Source organism: Variovorax sp. P1_G12, from assembly GCF_056405555.1.
Map to the genome: position 1 here is coordinate 21,552 of NZ_JBFUBW010000046.1, position 24,554 is coordinate 46,105.

Consider the following 24,554-nt stretch of genomic DNA (forward strand, 5'->3'; position numbering starts at 1 on the left):
GTAGGGAGGCTGGGCGCGCCGGCCGGCAGGCGATAGGTACAAACCCAGGCGAGACGCCAACGCCCAGGACGCCTATCGTTCTCCCACGCCGAATCTGCCAGGGGCAAGAGGATGACCGCTGTATCACAGCGACCGAACGCGGCTGGGTCAGCGCTGCCGCGACCGGTTCATTCCCGCTGACGCCACTCGTTTCGAGGAGCATCGTCATGAACGGTTTCATGCTGATCAGGCACAAGGTCAAGGACTTCACCGTCTGGAAGGCGGGCTATGACGCCCACGCGCCCAAGCGCGACGAGGCAGGGCTCACCGAGCAATACCTGCTGCGCGGCGTCGATGACGCCAACGAGGTCGTGATGCTGTTCGAGGCGCAGGACATCGCCCGAGCCAAGGCGTTCGCCGAATCCGCGGATCTGCGCGAGGCGATGCAGGCCGTCGGGGTGGTCGGCAAGCCGGACATCTGCTTCCTCAACCGCTGAGCCGATACGCCCGGAGCCACAAGGACCTCGACATGACCAGCACCCTCACGCTCGTGATCTACATGGCCATCCTGACCTGGCTCACCGTGCTCCTCGCGAGCCTCATCCGGGTCAAGGGCTGGACGCCGTCCGGCACCCTGATGGCGCTGGGCAACCGCGACAAGCTGCCCGAGGCCACGCCCTTCGCAGGGCGCGCCGAGCGCGCAGCCCGCAACACGCTCGAGAACTTCGTGCTGTTCGCCGCGATCGCGCTGGTGGCGCATGCAGCGGGCGCGACCAGCCCGAGGATCGCCACGGGCGCGCAGATCTTCTTCTGGGCCCGGGTGCTGTACGTCCCCGTCTACTGCGCCGGCATCACCTATCTGCGCACGGCGATCTGGGTGGTCAGCATCGTGGGGCTGGGGATGATGATTTCCGGCATCTTGTAGCTGGGATCCGCCACGCATCGTTGAAGCGATGCGCCCATCCGTGCGAAGGGGACCGCGATGAACACCACGTCTTCGACCTTCGTCGCCAGCGACGGCGATGCCTACGAAAAGCTGATGGGCCGCTGGAGCCGCCAGCTCGCCCTGCCCTTCCTGGACTTCGTCGGCACCGCGGATGGCGACCGGGTGCTCGATGTCGGCTGCGGCACGGGCCACCTGGCCTTTGCCGTGACCCGCCGCACCGGCGCCGGCGAAGTGCGCGGCGTGGACCTCGCCGAGCCCTACATCGCGCATGCCAGGCGCCACAACCAGGATCCGCGCATCGTCTTCGAGGTGGCCGACGCCTGCGCGCTGCCCTTCCCCGACCGCAGCTTCGACCGCGTGCTCTCGCTGCTGCTGCTGCACTTCGTGCCCGACGCGGACAAGGCGATTGCCGAGATGCGGCGGGTCGCCAAGCCCGGGAGCGTGGTCGGCGCGACCGTGTGGGACGTGCGTGGCGGCTTCGTTTCCAACCGCATGTTCTTCGACACCGCCGCCGCGCTCGACCCGGCAGCGCGGGAGCGGCGCGCCCGCAACTTCACGCGGCCGATGACGCGGCCCGGCGAACTGGCCCGGGCGTGGCGCGCCGCCGGCTTCAAGGGCGTCGACGAGACGACGCTCAGCATCCGGATGGAGTTCGCTTCATTCGCGGACTACTGGGCGCCCTTCGAGGGCAAGGACGGCCCCGGTGCGGAATACATCGCCACGCTGGGCGAGGAAGCGCACGCCCGGCTGCGCGAAGCCGTCGAGTCCGCCTATCTCGACGGCGACGCGGACGGCCCGCGCTCCTATGCGGCGCTGGCCTGGGCCGTCAAGGGCAAGGCGCCTGCCTAGGCTCTCATCGCTGAAAGGGTTTACCCGCAGGCTTGCCCACTTGACCCAATCATTTAATATATTAAATAATTCGGGCCGACATGAGCACTTCCTTCTCCCACCGCAATTTGCCGCGCCTGCTGCTGCAGGCCCGCGAGGCCGTCATGGGCCACACGCGGCCCAGCCTGCGCGAGCATTCGCTGTCCGACCAGCAATGGCGCGTGCTGCGCGTGCTCGGCGAACACGGCGCGGTCGAAACCGGCCGCGTGGCGCGCGAGGCCTTCATCCTCGGGCCGAGCCTGACCGGCGTGCTGGCGCGCATGGAGCGCGACGAGCTCATCACGCGCAGCCGCGACCCCGAGGACCAGCGTCGCACCGTGGTCGAGGCCACGGCGCACGGGCGCCGGCTGGTGAAGAAGCTCTCGACCAGCATCGAAGCCCACTACGCGTGGATGGAAGAGGCGATGGGCAAACAGAAGCTCGCCCAGATCTATGCCTTGCTCGACGAACTCATCGCACTGGAGCAACCACAACCATGAGCTACACCCCCACAGGCACCGTCTACGGCGTGCTGCTGAACTTCCGCGCGGAGTTCGACGCCCTGGCGCCGCAGATGAGCCAGCCGCCGTACCAGGCACCGCCGAAGGCGCCGGTGCTCTACGTCAAGACTGCCAACACCTGGAGCCCGCATGGCAGCACGATCACCGTGCCGGCGCAGGTGGCCGAGGTGGAGGTCGGCGCCACCATCGCGATGGTGATCGGCGTCGACAACGACGTCGAGGGCTTCGTGCTGATGAACGACCTGTCGATCCCGCATGCGAGCTTCTTCCGCCCGCCGGTCAAGTTCAAGTGCGTCGACGGCTTCCTGGGCATCGGCCCGGCGATGCGCGACGCGCAGGAGGTGGCCGACCCGGCGCAGTTCAAGCTCGAAGTGCGCATCAACGGCGAGCTGCGCCAGTCGGTCGACTTCTCGCAGACGGTGCGCAGCGCCGCGCAGCTGCTGGCCGAGGTCGGCGACTTCATGACGCTGGCGCACGGCGAGGTGCTGATGCTCGGCTGCGACGCCGGCCGCCCGCTGGCGCGTCCCGGCGACCGCATCGAGATCAGTGCGCCGGGCTTCGAGACCCTGGTCAACACGCTGGTGAAGGAGCAAGCATGAAGCGCGCACGCATCCTGTTCGAAGGCGCGGTGCACGAGGCCGTCGAGGCCGATGGCCAGCTGCGCCTGGCCGATGGGCGGCTGCTGCAGGCCGATGCCGTGTCGTGGCTGCCGCCGCTGGCGCCGGTGCCGCGCCCGCGCACCATCCTCGCGCTGGGCCTCAACTACGCCGACCATGCCAAGGAGCTGGCGTTCAAGGCCCCCGAGGAGCCGCTGGTGTTCGTCAAGGGCGAGAGCACGCTGACCGGCCATCGCCACCTGACCTACCGCCCGGCCGACGTGCAGTTCATGCACTACGAATGCGAGCTCGCGATCGTGATCGGCAAGACCGCGAAGAAGGTCAGGCGCGACGATGCCTACGACTTCATCGGCGGCTACACGGTGGCCAACGACTACGCGATCCGCGACTACCTCGAGAACTGGTACCGCCCCAACCTGCGCGTGAAGAACCGCGACACCTGCACGCCGATCGGCCCCTGGCTGGTCGACGCCAGGGATGTGGCCGATCCGATGGCGCTGGCGCTGCAGACCACGGTCAACGGCAAGCTCACGCAGTCGGGCAACACGAAGGACATGATCTTCGACGCACCCTTCCTGATCGAGTACTTCAGCAGCTTCATGACCTTGTCGCCCGGCGACCTGATCCTCACGGGCACGCCCGACGGCGTGGTCGACTGCCGCCCCGGCGACGTGGTCGTGACCGAGATCGCGCAGATCGGCGCGCTCATCAACACCATTGCCGCGGGCTGAGCGGCGAAGCAAACGGAGACCCTATGAAGAAGATGATCAAGCTCGCGGCCGCCATGGCCGCGCTGGCCGCGTCGGTGGTGGCGTTCGATGCGCCGGCACAGTCCTTCCCGACCAAGCCCGTGCGCTGGGTGGTCGGCTATCCGGCCGGCGGCGGCACCGACTTTCTCGCCCGCACGGCGGGGGCCCAGCTGTCGCAGCAGATCGGCCAGCCGGTGCTGGTCGACAACCGCCCCGGGGCCAGCGCCATCATCGCCTCCGAGAACGTGGCGCGTTCGCCGGGCGACGGCTACACGGTGTTCTCGGCCGACAACGGCGTGCTGGTCTACAACCCGGTGCTCTACAAGAAGCTGCCCTACGACGCCGAGAAGGATTTCGTCGCGCTCGGCATGATGGGCCGCTCGCCGCTGATCCTCACGGCCGCGCCGGGCGCGGGCTTCGCCGATGCCAAGGCGCTGATCGCCGCGCTCAAGGCGGCGCCGGGCAAGTACAGCGTGGCGACGCCGGGCGCCGGCAGCCCGCACCACCTGGCACTGGAGCTGTTCCAGCGCGAGGCCGGCGTGCAGCTGCTACACGTGCCCTACAAGGGCGGCGCCCCGGCGCTGCAGGACCTGATGGGCGGCCAGGTGCCGCTGATGATGCTCGACCTGCCCAGCGGCATCAGCGCCGTCAAGGCCGGCAAGGTGGTGCCGCTGCTCGCGATGTCCGGCGAGCGCGTGCCGCAACTGCCCCAGGTGCCGACGGCCAAGGAACTCGGCCTTGCCGGGGTCGAGGCCTACACCTGGCAAGGCCTGGTGGCGCCCGCCGCCACGCCGAAGGACATCCAGCAGAAGCTCGGCACCGACCTGCTGAAGGCCATGAACGACCCTGGCGTGCGCCAGAAGCTCTTCGACGCCGGCTGGGAAACGCGCCCCACCGACGCCGCCGAGATGAACCGCTATGTGCAGTCGGAGCGCAAGAAATGGCAGGCGCTGATCGCCTCGCGCGAGATCCGGCTCGACTGACCCCCGAAGGACACCCCATGCAGATCGACCACCTCATCAACGGCAAATCCGTCGCCGGCCGCGACTACTTCCAGACCGTCAACCCCGCCACCCAGGAAGTGCTGGCCGAGGTCGCCTCGGGCGGCGAGGCCGAGGTGAATGCGGCCGTGGCCGCTGCCAAGGAAGCCTTTCCGAAGTGGGCCGGCCTGCCCGCGCCCGAACGCGCCAGGCTGATCCGCAAGCTCGGCGACCTGATCGCCGCGCACGTGCCCGAGATCGCGCAGACCGAGACCAACGACTGCGGCCAGGTCATCGCGCAGACCGGCAAGCAGCTGGTGCCGCGCGCGGCCGACAACTTCTACTACTTCGCCGAGATGTGCACGCGCGTCGACGGCCACACCTACCCGACGCCCACGCACCTGAACTACACGCTGTTCCATCCGGTGGGCGTGTGCGCGCTGATCTCGCCGTGGAACGTGCCCTTCATGACCGCCACCTGGAAGGTCGCGCCCTGCCTGGCCTTCGGCAACACGGCGGTGCTCAAGATGAGCGAGCTGTCGCCGCTGACGGCCGCGCGCCTGGGCGAGCTGGCGCTCGAGGCCGGCATTCCGGCGGGCGTGCTGAACCTGGTGCACGGCTACGGCAAGGAAGCCGGCGAGCCGCTGGTGGCGCACCCGGATGTGCGCGCCATCTCGTTCACCGGATCGACCGCCACGGGCAACCGCATCGTGAAGAGCGCGGGCCTCAAGAAGTTCAGCATGGAGCTCGGCGGCAAGAGCCCGTTCGTGATCTTCGACGACGCCGACCTCGACCGCGCGCTCGATGCGGCGATCTTCATGATCTTCAGCAACAACGGCGAGCGCTGCACGGCGGGCTCGCGCATCCTGGTGCAGCAGTCGATCTATGCCGACTTCGCCGCGAAGTTCGCCGAGCGCGCGAAGCGCATCACGGTCGGCGATCCGCTCGACGAGAAGACCATCGTCGGGCCGATGATCTCGCAGGCCCACCTGGCCAAGGTGCGCAGCTACATCGAGCTGGGGCCGAAGGAAGGCGCCACGCTGCTGTGCGGCGGCCTCGGCGCGCCCGAGCTGCCGGAGCGCGTCCGGCGCGGCAACTACGTGCTGCCCACCGTGTTCGCCGACGTCGACAACCGCATGAAGATCGCGCAGGACGAGATCTTCGGCCCGGTCGCTTGCCTGATTCCGTTCAAGGACGAGGCCGATGCGATCCGCCTCGCCAACGACATCGCCTACGGACTGTCGAGCTACGTGTGGACCGAGAACATCGGCCGTGCGCACCGCGTCGCCGCGGCGGTGGAAGCCGGCATGTGCTTCGTCAACAGCCAGAACGTGCGCGACCTGCGCCAGCCCTTCGGCGGCACCAAGGCCTCGGGCACGGGGCGCGAAGGCGGCACCTGGAGCTACGAGGTCTTCTGCGAACCGAAGAACGTGGCGGTGTCGCTCGGCTCGCATCACATTCCGCATTGGGGGGTCTGACCATGGGAACGCTCGCCCTCGCCGCCAAGATCACGCACGTGCCCTCGCTCTACCTGAGCGAGCTGGACGGCCCGCGCAAGGGCAGCCGGCAGGCCGCCATCGACGGTCTCAAGGAGATCGGCCGCCGCTGCCGCGCACTGGGCGTCGACACCATCGTGGTCTTCGACACCCACTGGCTGGTGAACGCGAGCTACCACCTCAATTGCGCGCCGCATTTCAAGGGCGTCTACACCAGCAACGAGCTGCCGCACTTCATCAGCAACATGCCCTACGAGATGCCCGGCAATCCGGAACTCGGCAAGCTGCTCGCGAAGACATGCAACGAATGGGGCGTGGAGACGCTGGCGCACGACGCCACCACGCTCGGTCCGGAATACGGCACGCTGGTCCCGATGCGCTACATGAACGAGGACCTGCACTTCAAGGCGATCTGCGTCTCGGCCCTGTGCACCAGCCACTACCTGAACGACAGCGCCCGCCTGGGCTGGGCCATGCGCCGTGCGGTGGAGGACCACTACGACGGCACCGTGGCCTTCCTGGCCAGCGGATCGCTGTCGCATCGCTTTGCGCAGAACGGCCTGGCGCCGCAGTTCGCCGACCGCGTCTGGAGCCCGCTGCTGGAGCGCATGGACCACGAGGTGGTGCGGATGTGGGAACACGGCGAGTGGTCCGACTTCTGCGCGATGCTGCCGGAGTACGCAGCCAAGGGCCACGGCGAGGGGTTCATGCACGACACGGCCATGGTGCTCGGCGCCCTCGGCTGGTCGGCCTACGACGGCAAAGCGGAGGTGATCACGCCCTACTTCGGATCTTCCGCCACCGGCCAGATCAATGCGCTCTTCCCGGTCACGCCGCAGGATGGCCACGCGATCCCGAACGCGCAGGCGTCGAGCGCCGAGGGATTCCAGAGCGTGACGCGCCTTTGATCCGTTGACCCTGCCGCCCCGGAGAACCGCATGCCGCACCTCGTGATCCTCTACACGCCCAACATCGAGGGCGAGACCGACATGTCGGCGCTGTGCCGCTCGCTGGCCGACTGCATGCTCGCGCAGCGCGACGACGAGGGCAGGCAGGTCTACCCGACCGGCGGCACGCGCGTGCTGGCCTACCCGGCCGCCCACTACGCGGTGGCCGACGGCCGCGCCGACTACGCCTTCGTGTACCTCAATGTACGCATGGGCTCGGGGCGCTCGGCTTCCGTGCAGAAGCGCGTCGGCGATGCGCTGCTGGCCGTGACCCAGGCGCACTTCGCGCCGATCTTCGATGCGCGCCACATCGGCATCACGCTGCAGATCGACGAGAGCCCGGGCCAGGTCTACGACAGCAAGCACAGCAACCTGCATCCTCTCTTCAACAAGGCCTGAACCATGCTCGACACCCATCTCATCCGGCAACTGGCCGCCGAACTCAACGAGAGCGAGAAGTCGCGCGTGCAGGTCGAGCACTTCTCGAAGCGCTACCCCGAAATGACGATCGAGGACGGCTATGCGATCTCGCGCGAATGGGTCAGGACCAAGATCTCCGAGGGGCGCATCGTCAAGGGCCACAAGATCGGCCTGACCTCGCGCGCGATGCAGCAGGCCAGCCAGATCGACGAGCCCGACTACGGCACCCTGCTCGACGACATGTTCTTCGACCAGGGCGGTGACATCCCGTTCACGCGCTTCATCGCGCCGCGGGTCGAGGTCGAGCTGGCCTTCGTGCTCGGCAAGCGGCTGCAGGGGCCGAAGGTGACGATCTTCGACGTGCTCGCGGCCACCGACTACGTGGTGCCGGCGATCGAGATCATCGATTCGCGCATCGAGCAGTTCGACCGCCACACCAAGCAGATGCGCCGCGTGTTCGACACCATCTCCGACAACGCGGCCAATGCCGGCATCGTGACCGGCGGCCGCCCCGTGAAGCCCGACGCGGTCGACCTGCGCTGGGTCAGCGCCCTGCTGTACAAGAACGGCGTGATCGAGGAATCGGGCGTGGCCGCCGCGGTGCTCAACCATCCGGCCACCGGCGTGGCCTGGCTCGCCAACAAGCTGGCGCCATGGGACGAATGCCTGGAGGCCGGCGAGATCGTGCTCGGCGGCTCGTTCACGCGGCCGACCGCGGCATTGCCCGGCGACACCTTCCATGCGGACTACGGCCCGCTGGGCACCATTTCCTTCCGCTTCGCCTGAAAGAAATTCAATGACCACCACCCCCCCGAATCCGTTCAAGCAGGCCCTGATCGACAAGCGCGCCCAGATCGGCCTCTGGCTCGGCCTGGCCGATGCCTACAGCGCCGAGATCTGCGCCGGCGCCGGCTTCGACTGGCTGCTGATCGACGGCGAGCATTCGCCCAACGGCCTGCAGAGCATCCTGCAGCAGGCGCAGGCGATCGCCGCCTATCCGGGCGTGAACGCGATCGCGCGCGTGCCGCTGGGCCACGGCGACGCCGGCACGGCGCTGATCAAGCAGTACCTCGACCTCGGCCTGCAGACGCTGCTGGTCCCGATGGTCGACACGCCCGCGCAGGCCCAGGCCATCGTGCGCGCGATGCGCTATCCGCCCGAAGGCATGCGCGGCATGGGCGGGGCGCGCGCCTCGCGCTGGGGCCGCTACCCGGGCTATGCCAAGGACGCCAACGACCGCGTCTGCCTGCTGGTGCAGGCCGAGTCGCGCGAGGCGCTGGCCAACCTGGACGCGATCGCGGCGATCGACGGCGTCGACGGCATCTTCATCGGGCCGGCCGACCTGTCGGCCTCGATGGGCCACGTGGGCGACTCCGACCACCCCGAGGTGCAGGCGGCGATCGAGGACGCCATCGCGCGCATCCAGCGCGCCGGCAAGGCCGCGGGCATCCTGACGCCCAACGAGGCGCTGGCACGCAAGTACCTGGCGCTGGGCGCGAGCTTCGTCGCCGTCGGCCTCGACACCAACCTGCTGGTGCGCAGCACCAGCGCGCTGGCGGCCAGCTTCAAGGGCGCCGCCAAGCCCGCGGCGGCCGGGGGCACCTACTGACCGACGGACGATCGATGCGAGAACTTCCGGATTGAAAACGTGAGGTAAACGCGGGTGTCAGGCGGCACGGGTTGCGGGAAGAATACGCCCTCAGCGCGCGGCCTGGCCACCAGGGCGCCGCGGCCCTCTCCGGCGCCGCCATCCCGGTGGCGCGACGAGTTCCCAAGCAAGCAAGCAAGCATCCATCCATCCCGAGGAGACATCGAATGACCATCACCCGCCGCCATCTGCTGCAGACCACCAGCGCCTCGGCGCTGCTCGCGAGCCTGGGCCAGCACGCCTTCGCGCAGGCGCAAGCCTTTCCGTTCGAGACCGCGCGCCTGATCACCGGTTTCGCGGCCGGCGGCACCTCCGACACGACCTGCCGTCGCGTCGCGACCCGGCTGCAGCCCGACTACGGCCGGGCCGTGGTGGTCGAGAACCGCACCGGTGCCGGCGGCCAGATCGCAGTGACCTACGTCAAGAGCCAGCCGGCCGACGGCGCCACGATCCTGCAGACGCCGACCTCGATCCTCACGATCTATCCGCACATCTACAAGAAGCTGCCGTACGACCCGCTGGTCGACCTGACGCCGGTCACGCTGGCCTGCGTGTTCGACTTCGGCTTCGCGGTCGGCCCGGCCGTGCCGCTGTCGGTCAAGACGGTGCCCGAATTCCTGGCCTGGGCCAAGACCCATCCCGAAGGCGCCAACTTCGGCTCGCCGGCGGCCGGATCGACGCCGCACTTCATCGGCGCGCTGCTCGGCAAGAGCGCGGGCGTGGACCTGAAGCACGCGGCCTACCGCGGCACCCAGCCGGCGATGCTCGACCTGCTGGGCGGCAACATCGCGGCGGTGTCGGGCCCGATCGGCGACATCACGCAGCACCTGCCCACGGGCAAGATCCGCATCCTCGGCGTGTCCGGCGCCAAGCGCAGCCGCTTCGCCCCCGACGTGCCGACCTTCGAGGAGCAGGGCATCAAGGACATGACACACAGCGAATGGTTCGCCTTCCTGCTGCCGGCCAAGGCCTCGCCCGAAGTGGTGAACCGCGCCAACGCCGCCTTCAGGACCGCGCTGGCGCAAAAGGACGTGATCGACGGCCTGGCGGGCTTCGGCCTGGAGGCGATGTCCTCGACGCCCGCCGAGCTGACGGAACTGATCAAGAAAGACACCGCCAAGTGGGCGCCGATCGTCAAGCAGGTCGGCTTCACCGCGGAAAACTGATCACTGACTCACCCCCAGGTTGGCTCACTTCGTGTAGCCGCCCACCCCCTCGCCGGGGGCAATACCAGCGGCCCGGCAAAGCCGGTTCCGCGGTATTCCTGGAAGGGGACTGGGGCGTAATGAATTACTTGAAGGAAATGCCGTGAACACACTCGCCACCCCGACGCCCTCGGCGCTGGTGCATCCCGCGATCCACCCCGACGAGCGCGCCGCAAGGCTGGAGCTCGCCGCCTGCTACCGCGTGTTCGCGATGCTGGGCTGGACCGAGATGATCTACAACCACATCACGGTGCGGCTGCCCGACAGCGTGACCGGTGGCGAGAAGCAGTTCCTGATCAATCCCTTCGGCCTGCACTACAGCGAGGTCACGGCCAGCAACCTGGTCAAGATCGACCTGCAGGGCAAGGTGCTCGACGGCTCGACCTACCCGGTCAATCCGGCCGGCTTCACGGTGCATGCCGCCATCCACGACGGATTGCCCGGCGCACATTGCGTGATGCACACCCACACCACCGCCGGCGTGGCGGTGGCCTGCGTGCAGGGCGGCCTGCAGCAGACCAATTTCTATACCGCGCAGTTGCACGGCATGGTGGCCTACCATGAGTTCGAGGGCATCACCATTCACGCCGACGAGGGTCCGCGCCTGCTCAGGAGCATGGGCGACCGGCAGGCGGTGATCCTTCGCAACCACGGCCTGCTGGCCTGGGGCCAGACGCTGCCGCAGACCTTCGCGATCCTCTGGACGCTGCAGCGCGCCTGCGAGATCCAGCTGGCGACTCTCTCGATGGGGCCGGCGATCCCGGTCGCCGAAGAGATCGCGCAGCGCTGCACGCGCGATGCGCTGCAATTCAATCCGGCGCACGGCGCCGGCAAGGATGTGTTCGACGCCCTGGTGCGCCAGGTCGACCGCATCGACTCCACGTACACGCAATAACCCCCAGGTTGGCCCACTTCGTGTGGCCGCCCACCCCCTTGCAGGGGGCAATACCAGCGGCCCGGCAAAGCCGGTTCCGCGGTATTCCTGGAATGGGGCAAGGTGTGCCCCGACCGAAGATCAAAGGAGCATCCCTCAATGAAAGTGTGCATCTACGGCGCCGGCGCGATCGGCGGCTGGATCGGCTCGAAGCTCGCGCAGGCGGGCTCGACCATCGACGTGGTGGCGCGCGGCGCCACGCTGGAAGCCCTGAAGCGCGACGGGCTGGTGCTGGCGAGCGGCGACACGCGCGTGGCGGTGCCGGTCAACGCCAGCGAAGACCCGAAGACGCTCGGCGTGCAGGACCTCGTGATCGTGGCCGTGAAGGCGCCGGCGCTGCCCGCGGTGGCGCAGCAGATCGCGCCGCTGCTGGGCCCGGACACCATCGTGCTCACGGCCATGAACGGCGTGCCGTGGTGGTTCCTTCAGGGTGGCTTCGGCGGCCCGCTGGCCGGCGCGCAGCTCGAGGCCGTGGACCCGGGCGGCCGCATCGACGCCGCGATCCCCGCCAGGCACGTGATCGGCTGCGTGGTGCACGCGAGCTGCTCGCTCGACGCGCCCGGCGTGGTGCGGCATCACTTCGGCAACGGCCTGATCATCGGCGAGCCCTCGGGCGAGGCGACTCCGCGCGCGAAGGCGCTGCTCGACCTGCTGGCGGGCACGGGCATCGACACCCAGCTCTCGCCGCAGATCCAGAAGGACGTCTGGTACAAGCTCTGGGGCAACATGACGGTCAACCCGATCAGCGCGCTGACCGGCGCCACCACCGACCTCATCCTCAACGACGACCTGGTGCGCGGCTTCATCTCCACGATCATGCTGGAGGCCAAGGAGATCGGCGCGCGCATCGGCGTGCCGATCGCCGACAGCCCCGAGGACCGGCACGCCATCACCCGCAAGCTCGGCGCCTTCAAGACCTCGATGCTGCAGGACGTGGAGGCCCACCGCGCGGTCGAGCTCGACGCGCTGGTGACCGCGGTGCGCGAGCTGGGCCAGCGCGCCGGCGTGGCGACGCCGTTCACCGATGCGCTACTGGGGCTGGCGCGGCTGCGGACGCGGCAGTTGGGGTTGTACTGAGCGCCGGCCTCAGCGCCCCATCAGCGCCCGCACCGCCGCCGGCAGCGAATTCACCTGCGGCATGAAGCGGTCGATCGCCGCGCCGAGCAGCACCGCGCACAGCAGCGCCCCGAGCAGCGGCTTCCAGCTCAGGCGCAGCGCGACCGCCAGCCAGCCTTCGCGCGCGATGCGCACCACGGCGCGCGCCGACACGTACGAGAACGCGATCTCGATCGCCACCGCGAGCAGCGCGTCCCAGCCGAAATAGAGCAGCACCAGCGCGCCGGCGCCGCACACGATGGCGACGCCGATCAGGAAGATGGCCACGACCGGCACCACGAAGACCGCGCCCTCGTCGAGACCGCCCGCGAGGTCGAGCGCACCACCGCCCACGTCAGGCAGATCGAACTGGCCCCCTGAGCCGTGCGCCGACGGACCATCGAAGGTGCCGGGGTCCGGCAGATCGGGATCGAAGTTTGTGTTGCGCTGCACCAATCTTCCGGCCCACCAGCGCAGGAGCAGCAGGTAGACGGCGTAGCCGGCGCCCAGCGTCAGCGCGTAGCGCAGGGCCAGCGAGTCGACGCCCAGGCGCATCTGCAGGTGCGACACCAGCCACATCAGCAGCAGGATCGTGGTGCCGATCGCGAAGCCGTGCAGGCGCAGGTCGTGGCTGCGATGCAGCTCCTGCTCGAGCCGCGATTCCCAGAGCCGGACCGAGCGCCAGTCGGAAAGGATCCTCATGCATCGTTCAGGCCGGCGCCGGGCCGCCCCAAGGCGGCCTGCGGCCCCCTCGGGGGGCAGCGACCACACGCAGTGGGGAGCGTGGGGGCCATTCAGTCCGCCGTGATCGGCACGCGGGGAGCCACCGCGCACATCAGCTCGTAGCCCACGGTGCCACCGGCCTTCGCGACCTCGTCGATCGGCAGCAAGGCGCCCTTCGACGAACGGCCCCACAGCGTGACCTCGCTGCCGAATCCGGCGTCGGGCACCGGGGTCAGGTCGACCGTGATCATGTCCATGCTGACGCGCCCGACCATCCGCGTGCGCACCCCGTTCACCAGCACCGGCGTGCCGGTGCTGCAGTGGCGCGGATAGCCGTCGGCGTAGCCGACCGCGGCCACGCCGATGCGCAGCGGGCCCTCGGCGCGGAAGCTGGAGCCGTAGCCGATGGTGTCGCCGGCCTTCAGCGTCTGCACCCCGATCAGCCGCGTGGACAGCGTCATGGCCGGCTGCAGCTGCCAGTGCGCCGCGTCATGCTCGGGAAAATCGGGCGCGCTGCCGTACAGCACGATGCCCGGCCGCACCCAGTCGGCCCGGGTCTGGGTCGCGTGGCGCAGCGTGGCGGCGCTGTTGGCGACCGAGCGTTCGCCCGGCAGGTCCTGGGTGGCGTGGTCGAAGACCTCGAGCTGGTGCGTGATGCCGCGGTCGCCGTCGGCATCGCTGAAATGCGTCATCAGCGAGATCTCGTCGACCTGCGGCAGCGCATTCAGCCGCGTCCAGGCCGAGCGGAAGCGTTCGGGCGCGAAGCCCAGGCGGTTCATGCCGGAGTTCATCTTGAGGAAGACGCGCTGCGGCACCTGCGTCTTGTGGGCGGCCAGCATGTCGATCTGGGCGTCGCAGTGCACCGCGTGCCAGAGGTCGAGGCGGGAGCACAGTTCGAGGTCGCGGGTCTCGAACACGCCTTCGAGCAGCAGGATCGGGCCGCGCCAGCCCAGCGCGCGCACCCGTTCGGCCTCGGCCAGGTCGAGCAGCGCGAAGCCGTCGGCGGCCCGGAAGGCATCGAAAACCCGTTCGATGCCGTGCCCGTAGGCGTTGGCCTTGACGACCGCCCAGACCCGGGAATCGAGCGCGGCGCGGCGGACCCGGTCGAGGTTGTGGCGCAAGGCGGCGGCGTGAACGGTGGCTAGGATGGGACGTGGCACGGCAAAAACCTGGTGAAAAGCTGGAAACGCTCACACAAAAAGGCCCGGCGTGATGCGCGGAAAGCGCCATTCTGACATCGCGCACCCCATGCTATAACCGCGCACCCGCCTCTGAAGCGGGCCATTTTTCCACTATCGCCAGCGGTCCCACCCGCGGCCAGCCAGCTCATCGATGAAGCGCGGTTTCTACACCATCATGTCGGCCCAGTTCTTTTCGTCGCTGGCCGACAACGCGCTTTTCGTAGCCGCGGTGGAGCTCATGCGAACCAGCGGCGCGCCGGAGTGGCAGCGCGCCGCGCTGGTGCCGATCTTCACCGTCTTCTATGTGGCGCTGGCGCCGCTGGTGGGCGCCTTCGCCGACGCCTTGCCCAAAGGCAGGGTCATGTTCATCAGCAACGCGATCAAGGTGGTGGGATGCGTGATGATGCTGTTCGGCTCGCATCCGCTGCTGTCCTATGCCATCGTCGGGCTCGGCGCCGCGGCCTATTCGCCGGCCAAGTACGGGATCCTGACCGAGCTGCTGCCGGCCTCCCAGCTGGTCAAGGCCAACGGCTGGATCGAGGGCCTGACCATCGCGTCGATCATCCTGGGCATCGTGCTCGGCGGCCAGCTGGTGGGCCATACGCTGTCGAGCCACCTGCTGGCGCTCGACTTCCCCATCATCGACACCGGCATCAACACGGCGCCCGAGGCCGCGATCTCGGCGCTGATCCTGGTCTACATCGTGGCGGCCTGGTTCAACACGCGCATTCCGCACACCGGCGTCGAGATGCGGCCACTGCGCGCCAATCCGCACCACGGCATCGTGCGCAACGTGTTCGCCCTGCTGCCCGATTTCTGGCACTGCAATTCGCGCCTCTGGCGCGACAAGCTCGGGCAGATCTCGCTGGCCACCACCACGCTGTTCTGGGGCGCCGGCGGCAATCTCAAGTACATCGTCCTGGCCTGGGCCTCGCTGGCGCTGGGCTACAACACGGCGCAGGCCTCGTCGCTGACCGGGGTGGTGGCGATCGGCACCGCGGTGGGCGCCATCGTGGCCTCGATGCGGATGCGGCTGGACATGGCCACGCGCGTGATCCCGATGGGCATCGGCATGGGCCTGCTGGTGATCGGCATGAACTTCATCGGCAGCATCTGGATCGCCGTTCCCTTCCTGATCCTGCTCGGCGGCCTGGGCGGCTTCCTGGTGGTGCCGATGAACGCGCTGCTGCAGCACCGCGGCCACAACCTGATGGGCGCCGGCCGGTCGATCGCGGTGCAGAACTTCAACGAGCAATCCTGCATCCTCGTCCTGGGCGCGTTCTACAGCGCCTGCACCGGCATCGGCCTCTCGGCCTATTCGGCCATCACCGCCTTCGGCGTCGTGGTGGCCGGCTTCATGTGGCTCATCAGGCGCTGGCACCAGAACAACCTGAAACGCTACCCCGAAGAAGTCGAGCACCTGCTCGCCATCGCGCGCAGCGACAAGCACCACTGATCTCTTGCCTGCTCTCGCGCTGATCTTCAACGCCTTCGTCTGGGGCGTCTCCTGGTTTCCCTTCCGGCAGATCGAAGGCCATGGCCTGCACCCGGTGTGGGCCACCTGCCTGGTCTATGCCGCCATCGCGATCGCCATGGCGCTGCTGCGCCGCCACCTCTGGGCATTCTTCGCGCAACAGCCGGGGCTGGTGCTGCTGGGCCTGGCGGCGGGCTTCACCAATGTCGGCTTCAACTGGGCGGTGACGCAGGGGGACGTGGTGCGGGTGGTGCTGCTGTTCTACCTGATGCCGCTGTGGAGCGTGCTGCTGGCCTGGGCCTTTTTGGGCGAACGCCCGAGCCTGGCGGCACTGGCCCGCGTGGCGCTGGCGCTGACGGGCGTGATGGTGGTGCTCAAGACGCCCGAGACCGACTGGCCGGTGCCGTCCAGCCTGCCGGACTGGCTCGGGGTGGCGGCCGGCTTCGGCTTCGCGGTGACCAACATCCTGCTGCGCCGGCTGCGCAGCGCGCCCGGCGAGGCGCGCGCGCTGGCGATGTTCGGCGGCTGCGCGCTGGTGGCCGGCGTGACCGCGCTGGCCGGCACCGCGCTGGGGGCGATCGCGACGCCGCCGCTGGCGGCGCCGGCCTGGTGGGGCTGGGCCCTGGTGCTGGGCACCGGCTTCGTCTTCGCGAACGTCTGCCTGCAGTACGGGGCGGCCCGGCTCACGGCCGGCGCGATCTCGGTGATCATGCTGTCGGAGGTGCTGTTCGCGAGCACCTCGTCGGTCGCGCTCGGTGCGGCCTCGATGGAGGCGCGGATCTGGTTCGGCGGCGCGCTGATCGTGCTGGCCGCGGTGTGGTCGGCATTTGCAGGCGAGCCCACGGAAGGTGATGATCGACAACCTGTTCCCTGCAAGGACATGCCATGACCAGCATCTACGATTTCGAGGCCCGCCGCATCGACGGCCAGCCGACCCCGCTGTCGGACTACCGCGGCCGCGTGCTGCTGATCGTCAACACGGCCAGCAAGTGCGGCTTCACGCCCCAGTTCGAGGGGCTGGAGGCGCTGTACAAGACCTACGCGGCCCAGGGCCTGACGGTGCTGGGCTTCCCGTCCAACCAGTTCATGAGCCAGGACCCCGGCACCAACGAGGAAATCGGCGCCTTCTGCACCCGCAACTACGGCGTCAGCTTTCCGATGATGGAGAAGATCGACGTCAACGGCGCCGACGCCGCGCCGCTCTACAAGTGGCTGGTCAAGGAGGCTCCGGGCCTGCTGGGCAGCACCGCGATCAAGTGGAACTTCACCAAGTTCCTGGTCGGCAAGGACGGCCGGGTGCTCAAGCGCTACGCGCCGGTCGACAAGCCCGAGTCCATCGCCGGCGACATAGAAATGGCATTGGGCTCGCCCCCAGGTTGACTCACTTCGTGTAGTCGCCCACCCCCGACCGGGGGCGACACCGGCGGCCCGGCAAAGCCGGTTCCGCGGTGTCCCTGGACTGGGGCATTGGGCTCGCCCCCAGGTTGACTCACTTCGTGTAGTCGCCCACCCCCGACCGGGGGCGACACCGGCGGCCCGGCAAAGCCGGTTCCGCGGTGTCCCTGGACTGGCAATCAGAACCGGAAGTCGGCGGTCTTGGAGCCGCTGCCTAGGGTCACGGCCTGGCTCTTGGTGACGCCTTCGCTGGCGGCCTCGACCGTGTAGCGGCCGGCCGGCAGGTCGATCAGGCACACCGGCCCGCTGGCGCGCATCGCGAGCGCGGTACGGCCGTTCGCATCCTTCACCATGACGTCGACGTCGGCCAGGTATTCGCCGCCGGCGCGCGCGAACAGCAACGACAGCGGATGGTCCTTCATGGCCGCGCGCAGGGCGGTGGATTCTTCGGCACCGATGCCGCCGCAGACGTAGCGTCCCGCATCCTGGACTTTCATCGCCGGCATCGCGGTGATCTGGGCCTGGGCGACCCAGGGCGCGGCGGCACAGGCGCAGAGGGCCGCGCCGCGCAAGAGGGTTCGGAAAGAGACACGCATCAGGAATCTCCCGTTGGGAACACCCCGACATCCTCGCGCGGCGCCGGCGCGCCGGGGGTCGGACCAAACCCCTTGCGGCTGTCCGATCAGGCCGCCGCTTCGGGCGCCAGCGCGGCGTCGAGCAGCTCGACCCAGTGCCGCACGGGGGTCTCGGTGCCGCTTTGCAGGTGGGTGATGCAACCGATATTGGCCGACACGATGGCGGCAGGCCGCAACTGGTTCAGGTGGCCCAGCTTGCGGTCGCGCAAGGGGTAGGCCAGCTCGGGCTGCAGCACCGAGTAGGTGCCGGCCGAGCCGCAGCACAGGTGCGACTCGCTCTGCGCCACCCGGATGTCGAAGCCGAGCGCGCGCAGGTTCTGCTCGACGCCGCCGCGCAGCTTCTGCCCGTGCTGCAGCGTGCACGGCGGGTGGTAGGCGACGACGCCCTGGGGGGCGCGCACGCGCGCCTTCAGCAGCGGCACCAGCTCGGGCAGCAGCTCGCTCAGGTCGCGGGTCAGCGCGCTGATGCGCTCCGCCCGGGCCGCGTAGGCCGGGTCGTCCTTGAGGATGTGGCCGTACTCGCGCACCGTGACGCCGCAGCCCGAGGCGTTCATCACGATCGCCTCGACCGCGCCGCTGTCGACCTGCGGCCACCAGGCATCGATGTTGGCGCGCATCTGCGCCTTGGCGCCGTCCTGGTCGTCGAGGTGGAACTTCACGGCGCCGCAGCAGCCGGCCTTGTTCGCGATCACGGCCTCGATGCCGGCGGCGTCGAGCACGCGCGCGGTCGCGCTGTTGATGTTGGGCGCCATCGAAGGCTGCACGCAGCCGGCCAGCATCAGCACCTTGCGCGCGTGGCTGCGCCGGGGCCACGTGCCTGCGGGCTGCGGCACCGGCACCTTGGCCTGGAGCGGGGCCGGCAGCAGGCCGCGCACCGACTGGCCGAGCTTCATCGCCGGCGCGAAGAGGGGCGAGGGCAGCGCCTCCTTGAGAGTCCAGCGGACCGCCCTCTCGAGCGCCGGGCGGGGCACCTTGCGGTCGACGATCTTGCGGCCGATGTCGACCAGGTGGCCGTATTGCACGCCGCTCGGGCAGGTGCTCTCGCAGTTGCGGCAGGTCAGGCAGCGGTCCAGGTGCAGCTGGGTGCTGCGCGTCGGCTGCTTGCCTTCGAGCACCTGCTTGATCAGGTAGATGCGCCCGCGCGGGCCGTCGAGCTCGTCGCCGAGCAGCTGGTAGGTCGGACAGGTGGCGGTACAGAAGCCGCAGTGCACGCACTTGCGCAGGATCGCCTCGGCCTCGCGGCCGTCGGCGGTGCCCTGGAATTCGGGAGCGAGTTCGGTTTGCATGCGGGGCTTCAGTTCGCGGGGAGCGTGGAGGTCGAAGGGTAGAGCCGTGCGCGGTCGAAGACGGCGTGCGGGTCGAACTCGTTCATCAGCGCGCGGTGGATGCGCTCGACGGGCGCGCTCAGGGGGTCGAAGCGGTCGGCGGTCGACCCACCGTCCGCCGAGCCTCTGAACAGCGTCGCGTGGCCGCCGGCGGCACGGGCCGCCGCGCGCAAGCGCGCGCCCTGCCCGGGCGCCGCCCAGTACCAGCGCTGGCCGCCATGCCATTCGACCAGCGGCGCGCCTTCCACCGCGAGCACTGGCGCGGTCTGCGGCACCGAGAGCCGCCACAGTTCGCCCCCGCCTGCGGCGAACCACGGATGCTGCTGGTCGCGCAGCGACTGCCAGCCGGCCGCCGAGCGCGCCTTGTCCTGCCGCTCGCCGCCCAGTTGCGCGCAGGCCGCCTCGACCGCCGCCACCGCGCCGCGCAGGCGCAGCGACAGCACGCCCGCGCCGTCGCGCTCGCGCCAGACGCTGGCGTTGAGCGGCAGCGGCCGGCCGCCCCATTCATTGAGCAGGTCCAGCGCATCGGCCTGGCTGCAGGCGAATTCGAGCGTGGCCTCGGCCGGCGCCACCGGCAGCACCTTGAGGCTGGCTTCGGCGACCAGGCCGAGCGTCCCCATGGAACCGGCCAGCACGCGCGAGACGTCGTAGCCGGCGACGTTCTTCATCACCTGGCCGCCGAAGGTCAGCACCTCGCCGCGGCCGTTGACCAGCGTGACGCCCAGCAGGTAGTCGCGCACCGCGCCGACGCTGGCGCGCGCCGGGCCGCTCAGGCCGGCGGCGATCATGCCTCCTACGGTCGCTGCGCTCCCTGCGGCGGTGCCTCCGTCCAGGACGCGCTCGCCCAAGGGCTCGGCGCGGGTCCTTCCGGGCGCGAAGCGCGGCGGCTCGAAGGGCAGGCACTGGCCCTCTTGGGCCAGCAAGGCCTCGAGCTCGGCCAGCGGCGTGCCGGCGCCCACCGTGACAACCAGCTCGCTGGGCTCGTAGCTGGTGACGCCGGCGAGCGCAGCGGTTTCCAGCGGAACGCCGCGCGCGGCCTCGCCGTAGAAGGCCTTGGTGTTGCCGCCCCGGATGCTCAACGTCGTCCGGTCGGCGGCAGCGGCGCGGATGCGCTCGGCGATCGCGTTGAGGGCTTTGAAATCCATCGTGATGTCTTCTCGTTTTCTTTTCAGTGCGCCATTGCGCTGTGTCGTTCAGAACCGCGGCAGATCGGCAAACGGCAGCGTCTGCCCGGCGCGGAACACCTGCTTGCCGTACTCGGCGCAGCGCGACAGCGTCGGGATGACCTTGCCGGGGTTCAGCAGCCCCGCCGCGTCGAAGGCGCGCTTGACGCCGAACATCTGCTCGTTCTCGGTCGCGGTGAACTGCACGCACATGCTGTTGAGCTTCTCGACGCCGACGCCGTGCTCGCCCGACACCGTGCCGCCCATCGCGACGCTGGTCTCGAGGATGTCGGCGCCGAAGAGTTCGCAGCGGTGCAGCTCGTCGGGGTCGTTGGCGTCGAACAGCACCAGCGGATGCAGGTTGCCGTCGCCCGCGTGGAACACGTTGCAGCAGCGCAGCTTGTACTTCTTCTCCATCTGCTGGATGGCCAGCAGGATGTCGGCCAGGCGCTTGCGCGGGATGGTCGAGTCGAGGCACATGTAGTCGGGGCTGATGCGGCCCGAGGCCGGGAAGGCGTTCTTGCGGCCGCTCCAGAACCTGAGCCGCTCGTCCTCGCTGGTGCTGACCGCGATCGCGGTGGCGCCGCACTGGCGCAGCACCTCGGTCATGCGGCCGATCTCCTCTTCGACCTCCTCGGGCGTGCCGTCGGATTCACACAGCAGGATGGCGGCGGCTTCGAGGTCGTAGCCGGCGTGCACGAAGTCCTCGACCGCGGCGGTCATGGGCTTGTCCATCATCTCGAGGCCGGCCGGGATGATGCCGGCCGCGATCACCGCGGCGACCGCGTCGCCGGCCCTTCGCACGTCGTCGAAGCTGGCCATGATGCAGCGCGCCAGCTGGGGCTTGGGCACCAGCTTGACCGTGACCTCCAGGGTGACGGCCAGCATGCCCTCGCTGCCGATCACCAGCGCCAGCAGGTCGAGGCCGGCGCAGTCGAGGGCCTCGCTGCCGAACTCGATCGGCTCGCCTTCGGCCGTGAAGCCGCGCACCCGCAGCACGTTGTGCAGCGTGAGCCCGTACTTGAGGCAGTGCACGCCGCCCGAGTTCTCGGCGACGTTGCCGCCGATGGTGCAGGCGATCTGGCTCGACGGGTCGGGCGCGTAGTAGAGGTTGAAGGGCGCGGCGGCCTCGCTGATCGCGAGGTTGCGCACGCCGCACTGGACGGTCGCGGTACGGCTGACCGGATCCACCTCGATGATCCGGTTGAACTTGGCCAGCGACAGCGTCACGCCCGACGCGTGGGGCATTGCGCCGCCCGAGAGCCCGGTGCCGGCGCCGCGCGCGACCACCGGCACGCCGAGGCGGTGGCAGATCTGCAGGACCGCCGCCACCTGCGCCTCGGTTTCCGGCAAGGCCACGACCATCGGCCGCTGCCGATAGGCCGTGAGGCCGTCGCATTCGTAGGGCGTGGTGTCCTCGGCGTGCCAGATCAGCGCATGCGCGGGCAGGTGCGCCTGCAGCGCCTGGACCACCTGGGCCTGGCGGTCCGGCTTGGGCAGCGATTCGTGGGGGGCAGGAGCAGGCGGCGCGTTCATGCCTGCATTTTCGGCGCAGGCAGGCGCTGCCGGATCGAGGGTTTTTCTCTCGCGACTGGAAGAAAGTTTGTCGCCGCCGGGGCGGTGCGCACGATCAGTCCTCGAAGAAGGCGACGGGAAGCCCGGGCGTGTCGACGCGCATCCGGATCACGCAGCCCGAGGCCGGCCGCTCTTCGAGCTCGTCCGGGGGCCGGCCGCGGCGGGCGGTGGTGACGAACAGCGTCTTCAGGTCGTCGCCGCCGAAGCAGGGCATGGTCGGGCACTGGACCGGGGTCGCGAGCGCCGCCACCCGTTGGCCCGAAGGCGCGAAGCGCAGCAGCTGGCCGCCTTCGAACATCGCCACCCAGTAGTTCCCTTCGGCGTCGATCGTGGCGCCGTCGGGCCGGCCCTCGTAGCGCAGCGCCGACGCCGGCGTCCATCCCGCGGGCTTGTTCTTGAACTGCTGGAACACGCGTTCGCGCGACAAGATGTTCGCGCGTGCCGCCCAGTCCCAGGCCCGCACCCGGTGGGCCGCGGTGTCGGCCCAGTAGGCGGTGGCGTCGTCGGGCGCGAAAGCCAGCCCGTTGCCCGTGATGGCCTGGTTGGCCATCGGCACCAGCGTCGGGGCGCGGCCGCCGCGGGCGTCGAGGCAGTAGAGCGCCGCATTGGCGCGGTCCTTGGCCTCGTTGATGGTGCCGGCCCAGAAGCGGCCAAGCCCATCGCACTTGCCGTCGTTGAAGCGCATGGTGCGGATGTCGTGGTCGACGCGGGCCAGCGGCTTCAGCTCACCGCCCCAGACGGGCGCGCGGTAGACGCCGTCGCGCAGCGCGATCACCAGCCCGCCGCGCCGCGCCGGCGCCATGCAGCCGGGCTCGGTCGGGAGGCTCCAGCGCTCGACGGTCGGGCTGTCGTCGATGTCGCCCCGCGTGCGCAGCACCGCACGGCCGGGAATGTCGAGCCAGTAGAGCGAGCGCTCGCCCGGATGCCAGAACGGCGATTCGCCCAACTGGCTCAAGCTGTCGTTGAGAGTGGTCCACATAAGAAAATTATGCTCGCCCCCAGGTTGGGCTCACTTCGTGTAGCCCGCCCACCCCCTACCGGGGGCGCAGCCAGCGGCCCGGCGAAGCCGGTTCCGCAGCCGCCCACGAACAGGCGCGCTGCGCGCAGCCGAAACTGGCACGCAAGAAGAACTGGACAGGGGTGGGGATGGGGGCCAGGGACTGCGCCTGGCCGGCCGGCGAAGCCAGGCCCGTTGGTGAAACACCGCGGATCCGGCTCTGCCGGTCCGCTGGTGTTGCCCCCGGTAGGGGGTGGGCGCCCCGACACGAAGTGCGGGGCAACCTGGGGGCGAGCAACAGTTCAGCGGTTGTATGCGGTTTCGCCGTGCGAGGAGATGTCGAGGCCTTCGCGCTCTTCTTCTTCGGAGACCCGCAGACCGATGGTCAGGTCGGCGATCTTGAAGGCGATGAACGCCACCACGCCCGACCAGACGATGGTCAGCGCCACGGCCTTGAGCTGGATCCAGACCTGGGCGCCGATGCCGTTGGAGATGACGCCCGCCGTCACCCAGTCGCCGACCAGGCCGGGGCCGCCGAGCGCTTGGGTGTTGAACACGCCGGTCAGCAGCGCGCCGACGATGCCGCCGACGCCGTGGACGCCGAAGACGTCGAGCGAGTCGTCCGCGCCGAGCATCTTCTTGAGGCCGTTGACGCCCCAGAGGCAGGCGAAGCCGGCGACGAAGCCGACGATGAGCGCGCCCATCAGGCCGACGTTGCCGGCGGCCGGGGTGATGGCCACCAGGCCGGCGACGGCGCCGGACGCAGCACCCAGCATCGAGGCCTTGCCGCGCATCAGCGCTTCACCGATGCACCATGCGAGCACCGCGGCGGCGGTGGCCGAGAAGGTGTTCATGAAGGCCAGCACGGCGCTGGTGCTCGATTCGAGGGCGGAGCCGGCGTTGAAGCCGAACCAGCCGACCCACAGCAGCGAGGCGCCGACCATGGTGAGCGTCAGCGAATGCGGCGTGAAGGATTCCTTGCCGTAGCCGATGCGCTTGCCGATCAGGTAGGCACCCACGAGGCCGGCGACGGCGGCGTTGATGTGCACCACGGTGCCGCCCGCGAAGTCGAGCGCGCCCCATTGCCAGATCAGGCCGGCCTTGTCGTTCATGGCGTCGACCACTTCCTTGCTCGCGTAGGCGTCCGGGCCCATCCAGAACCAGACCATGTGCGCGATCGGCGCATAGCTGAAGGTGAACCAGATCACCATGAACAGCAGCACGGCCGAGAACTTGATGCGTTCGGCGAAGGCGCCGACGATCAGGCAGCAGGTGATGCCGGCGAAGGTGGCCTGGAAGGCGGCGAACAGCAGCTCGGGGATGTAGACGCCCTTGCTGAAGGTCGCGCCCGGGGCGAACACGCCGGTGGCCGGATCGAAGATGCCCCTCATGAAGAGCCGGTCGAAGCCGCCGATGAAGGCGTTGCCCTCGGTGAAGGCCAGGCTGTAGCCGTAGATCATCCACAGCACGACGATCATCGAGAACGTGACCATCACCTGCATCAGCACCGACAGCATGTTCTTGCTGCGCACCAGGCCGCCGTAGAACAGCGCCAGGCCGGGGATGGTCATCATGATCACGAGCAGCGTCGAGACCATCATCCAGGCGGTATCGCCCTTGTTGAACGAGGGTGCCGGCGCGGCAGCGACCGCCTCGGCGGCGGGGGCTGCGGCGGCGGGGGC

General features: G+C 69.3%; 26 protein-coding genes. 18 read left to right on the forward strand and 8 right to left on the reverse strand.

Annotated elements, in window-relative coordinates; all coding sequences use genetic code 11:
- The first annotated feature begins 206 nt into the window (after positions 1 to 206).
- The 15 genes from AC1D2O_RS33700 to AC1D2O_RS33770 all read left to right on the forward strand — a co-directional run bounded on the left by AC1D2O_RS33700 (position 207) and on the right by AC1D2O_RS33770 (position 12,386).
- Positions 207 to 476, forward strand: a complete 270-nt coding sequence (locus tag AC1D2O_RS33700) for an antibiotic biosynthesis monooxygenase (RefSeq protein WP_478158620.1) — start codon at positions 207 to 209, stop codon at positions 474 to 476.
- A 32-nt stretch (positions 477 to 508) separates the two neighbouring features.
- The gene (locus AC1D2O_RS33705) at positions 509 to 904 is read left to right on the forward strand and encodes an MAPEG family protein (RefSeq protein ID WP_478089729.1); all 396 of its coding nucleotides are present in this window, start codon (positions 509 to 511) and stop codon (positions 902 to 904) included.
- 57 nt (positions 905 to 961) lie between these two features.
- Positions 962 to 1,774 carry a class I SAM-dependent methyltransferase gene (locus AC1D2O_RS33710; RefSeq protein ID WP_478089730.1) on the forward strand — a complete coding sequence of 271 codons (813 nt, stop codon included), beginning with the start codon at positions 962 to 964 and terminating at the stop codon, positions 1,772 to 1,774.
- A gap of 80 nt (positions 1,775 to 1,854) precedes the next feature.
- Positions 1,855 to 2,292: a homoprotocatechuate degradation operon regulator HpaR gene (hpaR, locus tag AC1D2O_RS33715; protein ID WP_478089731.1), complete on the forward strand. Its 438-nt coding sequence runs from the start codon at positions 1,855 to 1,857 to the stop codon at positions 2,290 to 2,292.
- Positions 2,289 to 2,912 carry a fumarylacetoacetate hydrolase family protein gene (locus AC1D2O_RS33720; RefSeq protein WP_478089732.1) on the forward strand — a complete coding sequence of 208 codons (624 nt, stop codon included), beginning with the start codon at positions 2,289 to 2,291 and terminating at the stop codon, positions 2,910 to 2,912. Before hpaR ends, AC1D2O_RS33720 begins: the two co-directional genes overlap by 4 nt.
- Positions 2,909 to 3,661 (forward strand): fumarylacetoacetate hydrolase family protein, encoded by a 753-nt coding sequence (locus AC1D2O_RS33725; RefSeq protein ID WP_478089733.1) that lies wholly within the window; start codon positions 2,909 to 2,911, stop codon positions 3,659 to 3,661. The genes AC1D2O_RS33720 and AC1D2O_RS33725 overlap by 4 nt, the downstream gene beginning before the upstream one ends.
- 23 nt (positions 3,662 to 3,684) lie before the next feature.
- Complete coding sequence (locus tag AC1D2O_RS33730; RefSeq protein WP_478089734.1) at positions 3,685 to 4,662, forward strand: Bug family tripartite tricarboxylate transporter substrate binding protein; 978 nt, start codon at positions 3,685 to 3,687, stop codon at positions 4,660 to 4,662.
- Positions 4,663 to 4,679: 17 nt separating this feature from the next.
- Entirely contained in the window at positions 4,680 to 6,137 is a 1,458-nt protein-coding gene (gene hpaE / locus AC1D2O_RS33735; protein ID WP_478089735.1) for a 5-carboxymethyl-2-hydroxymuconate semialdehyde dehydrogenase, read from the forward strand.
- Positions 6,138 to 6,139: 2 nt separating this feature from the next.
- Positions 6,140 to 7,063: a 3,4-dihydroxyphenylacetate 2,3-dioxygenase gene (gene hpaD, locus AC1D2O_RS33740; RefSeq protein WP_478089736.1), complete on the forward strand. Its 924-nt coding sequence runs from the start codon at positions 6,140 to 6,142 to the stop codon at positions 7,061 to 7,063.
- A gap of 30 nt (positions 7,064 to 7,093) precedes the next feature.
- Positions 7,094 to 7,501: a 5-carboxymethyl-2-hydroxymuconate isomerase gene (locus tag AC1D2O_RS33745; protein WP_478089737.1), complete on the forward strand. Its 408-nt coding sequence runs from the start codon at positions 7,094 to 7,096 to the stop codon at positions 7,499 to 7,501.
- A gap of 3 nt (positions 7,502 to 7,504) precedes the next feature.
- Positions 7,505 to 8,308: a 2-oxo-hept-4-ene-1,7-dioate hydratase gene (gene hpaH / locus AC1D2O_RS33750; RefSeq protein ID WP_478089738.1), complete on the forward strand. Its 804-nt coding sequence runs from the start codon at positions 7,505 to 7,507 to the stop codon at positions 8,306 to 8,308.
- A 10-nt stretch (positions 8,309 to 8,318) separates the two neighbouring features.
- Positions 8,319 to 9,131, forward strand: coding sequence for an aldolase/citrate lyase family protein (locus AC1D2O_RS33755; RefSeq protein WP_478158621.1), 813 nt, complete (start codon positions 8,319 to 8,321; stop codon positions 9,129 to 9,131).
- A 206-nt stretch (positions 9,132 to 9,337) separates the two neighbouring features.
- Positions 9,338 to 10,336, forward strand: coding sequence for a Bug family tripartite tricarboxylate transporter substrate binding protein (locus AC1D2O_RS33760; protein ID WP_478158622.1), 999 nt, complete (start codon positions 9,338 to 9,340; stop codon positions 10,334 to 10,336).
- A gap of 142 nt (positions 10,337 to 10,478) precedes the next feature.
- Positions 10,479 to 11,270, forward strand: coding sequence for a class II aldolase/adducin family protein (locus AC1D2O_RS33765; protein WP_478092173.1), 792 nt, complete (start codon positions 10,479 to 10,481; stop codon positions 11,268 to 11,270).
- Between the two features lie 138 nt (positions 11,271 to 11,408).
- Entirely contained in the window at positions 11,409 to 12,386 is a 978-nt protein-coding gene (locus AC1D2O_RS33770) for a 2-dehydropantoate 2-reductase (protein ID WP_478092172.1), read from the forward strand.
- A gap of 9 nt (positions 12,387 to 12,395) precedes the next feature.
- Here AC1D2O_RS33770 and AC1D2O_RS33775 read toward each other — a convergent pair whose 3' ends face one another.
- Together AC1D2O_RS33775 and alr are read right to left on the reverse strand one after the other, a co-directional pair.
- A complete protein-coding gene (locus tag AC1D2O_RS33775; protein ID WP_478092170.1) occupies positions 12,396 to 13,106 on the reverse strand; it encodes a hypothetical protein in 711 nt (236 codons plus the stop codon).
- Between the two features lie 92 nt (positions 13,107 to 13,198).
- Positions 13,199 to 14,287 carry an alanine racemase gene (gene alr / locus AC1D2O_RS33780; RefSeq protein WP_478092168.1) on the reverse strand — a complete coding sequence of 363 codons (1,089 nt, stop codon included), beginning with the start codon at positions 14,285 to 14,287 and terminating at the stop codon, positions 13,199 to 13,201.
- Between the two features lie 172 nt (positions 14,288 to 14,459).
- On the opposite strand from alr, the gene lplT reads away from it, so the two are divergent.
- The 3 genes from lplT to AC1D2O_RS33795 are packed head-to-tail and all read left to right on the forward strand — an operon-like array spanning position 14,460 to position 17,162.
- Positions 14,460 to 15,764 (forward strand): lysophospholipid transporter LplT, encoded by a 1,305-nt coding sequence (lplT, locus tag AC1D2O_RS33785; protein ID WP_478092167.1) that lies wholly within the window; start codon positions 14,460 to 14,462, stop codon positions 15,762 to 15,764.
- A gap of 4 nt (positions 15,765 to 15,768) precedes the next feature.
- Positions 15,769 to 16,671, forward strand: coding sequence for a DMT family transporter (locus AC1D2O_RS33790; protein WP_478092166.1), 903 nt, complete (start codon positions 15,769 to 15,771; stop codon positions 16,669 to 16,671).
- Entirely contained in the window at positions 16,668 to 17,162 is a 495-nt protein-coding gene (locus AC1D2O_RS33795; RefSeq protein WP_478092164.1) for a glutathione peroxidase, read from the forward strand. Before AC1D2O_RS33790 ends, AC1D2O_RS33795 begins: the two co-directional genes overlap by 4 nt.
- A gap of 194 nt (positions 17,163 to 17,356) precedes the next feature.
- Here the strand turns inward: AC1D2O_RS33795 and AC1D2O_RS33800 are convergent, their stop codons facing one another.
- From AC1D2O_RS33800 to amt, 6 genes are all read right to left on the reverse strand, one after another.
- Positions 17,357 to 17,773 (reverse strand): carboxypeptidase regulatory-like domain-containing protein, encoded by a 417-nt coding sequence (locus tag AC1D2O_RS33800; protein WP_478092043.1) that lies wholly within the window; start codon positions 17,771 to 17,773, stop codon positions 17,357 to 17,359.
- Positions 17,774 to 17,859: 86 nt separating this feature from the next.
- Positions 17,860 to 19,098 carry a glycolate oxidase subunit GlcF gene (gene glcF / locus AC1D2O_RS33805; RefSeq protein WP_478092041.1) on the reverse strand — a complete coding sequence of 413 codons (1,239 nt, stop codon included), beginning with the start codon at positions 19,096 to 19,098 and terminating at the stop codon, positions 17,860 to 17,862.
- 8 nt (positions 19,099 to 19,106) lie between these two features.
- The gene (gene glcE, locus AC1D2O_RS33810; RefSeq protein WP_478092040.1) at positions 19,107 to 20,282 is read right to left on the reverse strand and encodes a glycolate oxidase subunit GlcE; all 1,176 of its coding nucleotides are present in this window, start codon (positions 20,280 to 20,282) and stop codon (positions 19,107 to 19,109) included.
- Positions 20,283 to 20,330: 48 nt separating this feature from the next.
- Complete coding sequence (locus AC1D2O_RS33815; RefSeq protein ID WP_478158623.1) at positions 20,331 to 21,836, reverse strand: FAD-linked oxidase C-terminal domain-containing protein; 1,506 nt, start codon at positions 21,834 to 21,836, stop codon at positions 20,331 to 20,333.
- Between the two features lie 94 nt (positions 21,837 to 21,930).
- Positions 21,931 to 22,854 carry an SMP-30/gluconolactonase/LRE family protein gene (locus tag AC1D2O_RS33820; RefSeq protein ID WP_478092037.1) on the reverse strand — a complete coding sequence of 308 codons (924 nt, stop codon included), beginning with the start codon at positions 22,852 to 22,854 and terminating at the stop codon, positions 21,931 to 21,933.
- 320 nt (positions 22,855 to 23,174) lie between these two features.
- The coding region (gene amt / locus AC1D2O_RS33825; RefSeq protein ID WP_478158624.1) for an ammonium transporter at positions 23,175 to 24,554 on the reverse strand (1,380 nt) is incomplete at its 5' end.

Bases quoted from the DNA above. Each gene is read 5' to 3' on its own strand.
- AC1D2O_RS33755 (WP_478158621.1), top strand. From the start codon at position 8,319: ATGACCACCACCCCCCCGAATCCGTTCAAGCAGGCCCTGATCGACAAG.
- AC1D2O_RS33725 (WP_478089733.1), top strand. From the start codon at position 2,909: ATGAAGCGCGCACGCATCCTGTTCGAAGGCGCGGTGCACGAGGCCGTC.
- AC1D2O_RS33770 (WP_478092172.1), top strand. From the start codon at position 11,409: ATGAAAGTGTGCATCTACGGCGCCGGCGCGATCGGCGGCTGGATCGGC.
- AC1D2O_RS33705 (WP_478089729.1), top strand. From the start codon at position 509: ATGACCAGCACCCTCACGCTCGTGATCTACATGGCCATCCTGACCTGG.
- AC1D2O_RS33795 (WP_478092164.1), top strand. From the start codon at position 16,668: ATGACCAGCATCTACGATTTCGAGGCCCGCCGCATCGACGGCCAGCCG.
- AC1D2O_RS33760 (WP_478158622.1), top strand. From the start codon at position 9,338: ATGACCATCACCCGCCGCCATCTGCTGCAGACCACCAGCGCCTCGGCG.
- AC1D2O_RS33800 (WP_478092043.1), bottom strand. From the start codon at position 17,773: ATGCGTGTCTCTTTCCGAACCCTCTTGCGCGGCGCGGCCCTCTGCGCC.
- hpaD (WP_478089736.1), top strand. From the start codon at position 6,140: ATGGGAACGCTCGCCCTCGCCGCCAAGATCACGCACGTGCCCTCGCTC.
- lplT (WP_478092167.1), top strand. From the start codon at position 14,460: ATGAAGCGCGGTTTCTACACCATCATGTCGGCCCAGTTCTTTTCGTCG.
- AC1D2O_RS33730 (WP_478089734.1), top strand. From the start codon at position 3,685: ATGAAGAAGATGATCAAGCTCGCGGCCGCCATGGCCGCGCTGGCCGCG.
- AC1D2O_RS33815 (WP_478158623.1), bottom strand. From the start codon at position 21,836: ATGAACGCGCCGCCTGCTCCTGCCCCCCACGAATCGCTGCCCAAGCCG.
- AC1D2O_RS33720 (WP_478089732.1), top strand. From the start codon at position 2,289: ATGAGCTACACCCCCACAGGCACCGTCTACGGCGTGCTGCTGAACTTC.
- glcF (WP_478092041.1), bottom strand. From the start codon at position 19,098: ATGCAAACCGAACTCGCTCCCGAATTCCAGGGCACCGCCGACGGCCGC.
- AC1D2O_RS33820 (WP_478092037.1), bottom strand. From the start codon at position 22,854: ATGTGGACCACTCTCAACGACAGCTTGAGCCAGTTGGGCGAATCGCCG.
- hpaH (WP_478089738.1), top strand. From the start codon at position 7,505: ATGCTCGACACCCATCTCATCCGGCAACTGGCCGCCGAACTCAACGAG.
- AC1D2O_RS33710 (WP_478089730.1), top strand. From the start codon at position 962: ATGAACACCACGTCTTCGACCTTCGTCGCCAGCGACGGCGATGCCTAC.
- AC1D2O_RS33775 (WP_478092170.1), bottom strand. From the start codon at position 13,106: ATGAGGATCCTTTCCGACTGGCGCTCGGTCCGGCTCTGGGAATCGCGG.
- glcE (WP_478092040.1), bottom strand. From the start codon at position 20,282: ATGGATTTCAAAGCCCTCAACGCGATCGCCGAGCGCATCCGCGCCGCT.
- hpaE (WP_478089735.1), top strand. From the start codon at position 4,680: ATGCAGATCGACCACCTCATCAACGGCAAATCCGTCGCCGGCCGCGAC.
- AC1D2O_RS33700 (WP_478158620.1), top strand. From the start codon at position 207: ATGAACGGTTTCATGCTGATCAGGCACAAGGTCAAGGACTTCACCGTC.
- AC1D2O_RS33745 (WP_478089737.1), top strand. From the start codon at position 7,094: ATGCCGCACCTCGTGATCCTCTACACGCCCAACATCGAGGGCGAGACC.
- hpaR (WP_478089731.1), top strand. From the start codon at position 1,855: ATGAGCACTTCCTTCTCCCACCGCAATTTGCCGCGCCTGCTGCTGCAG.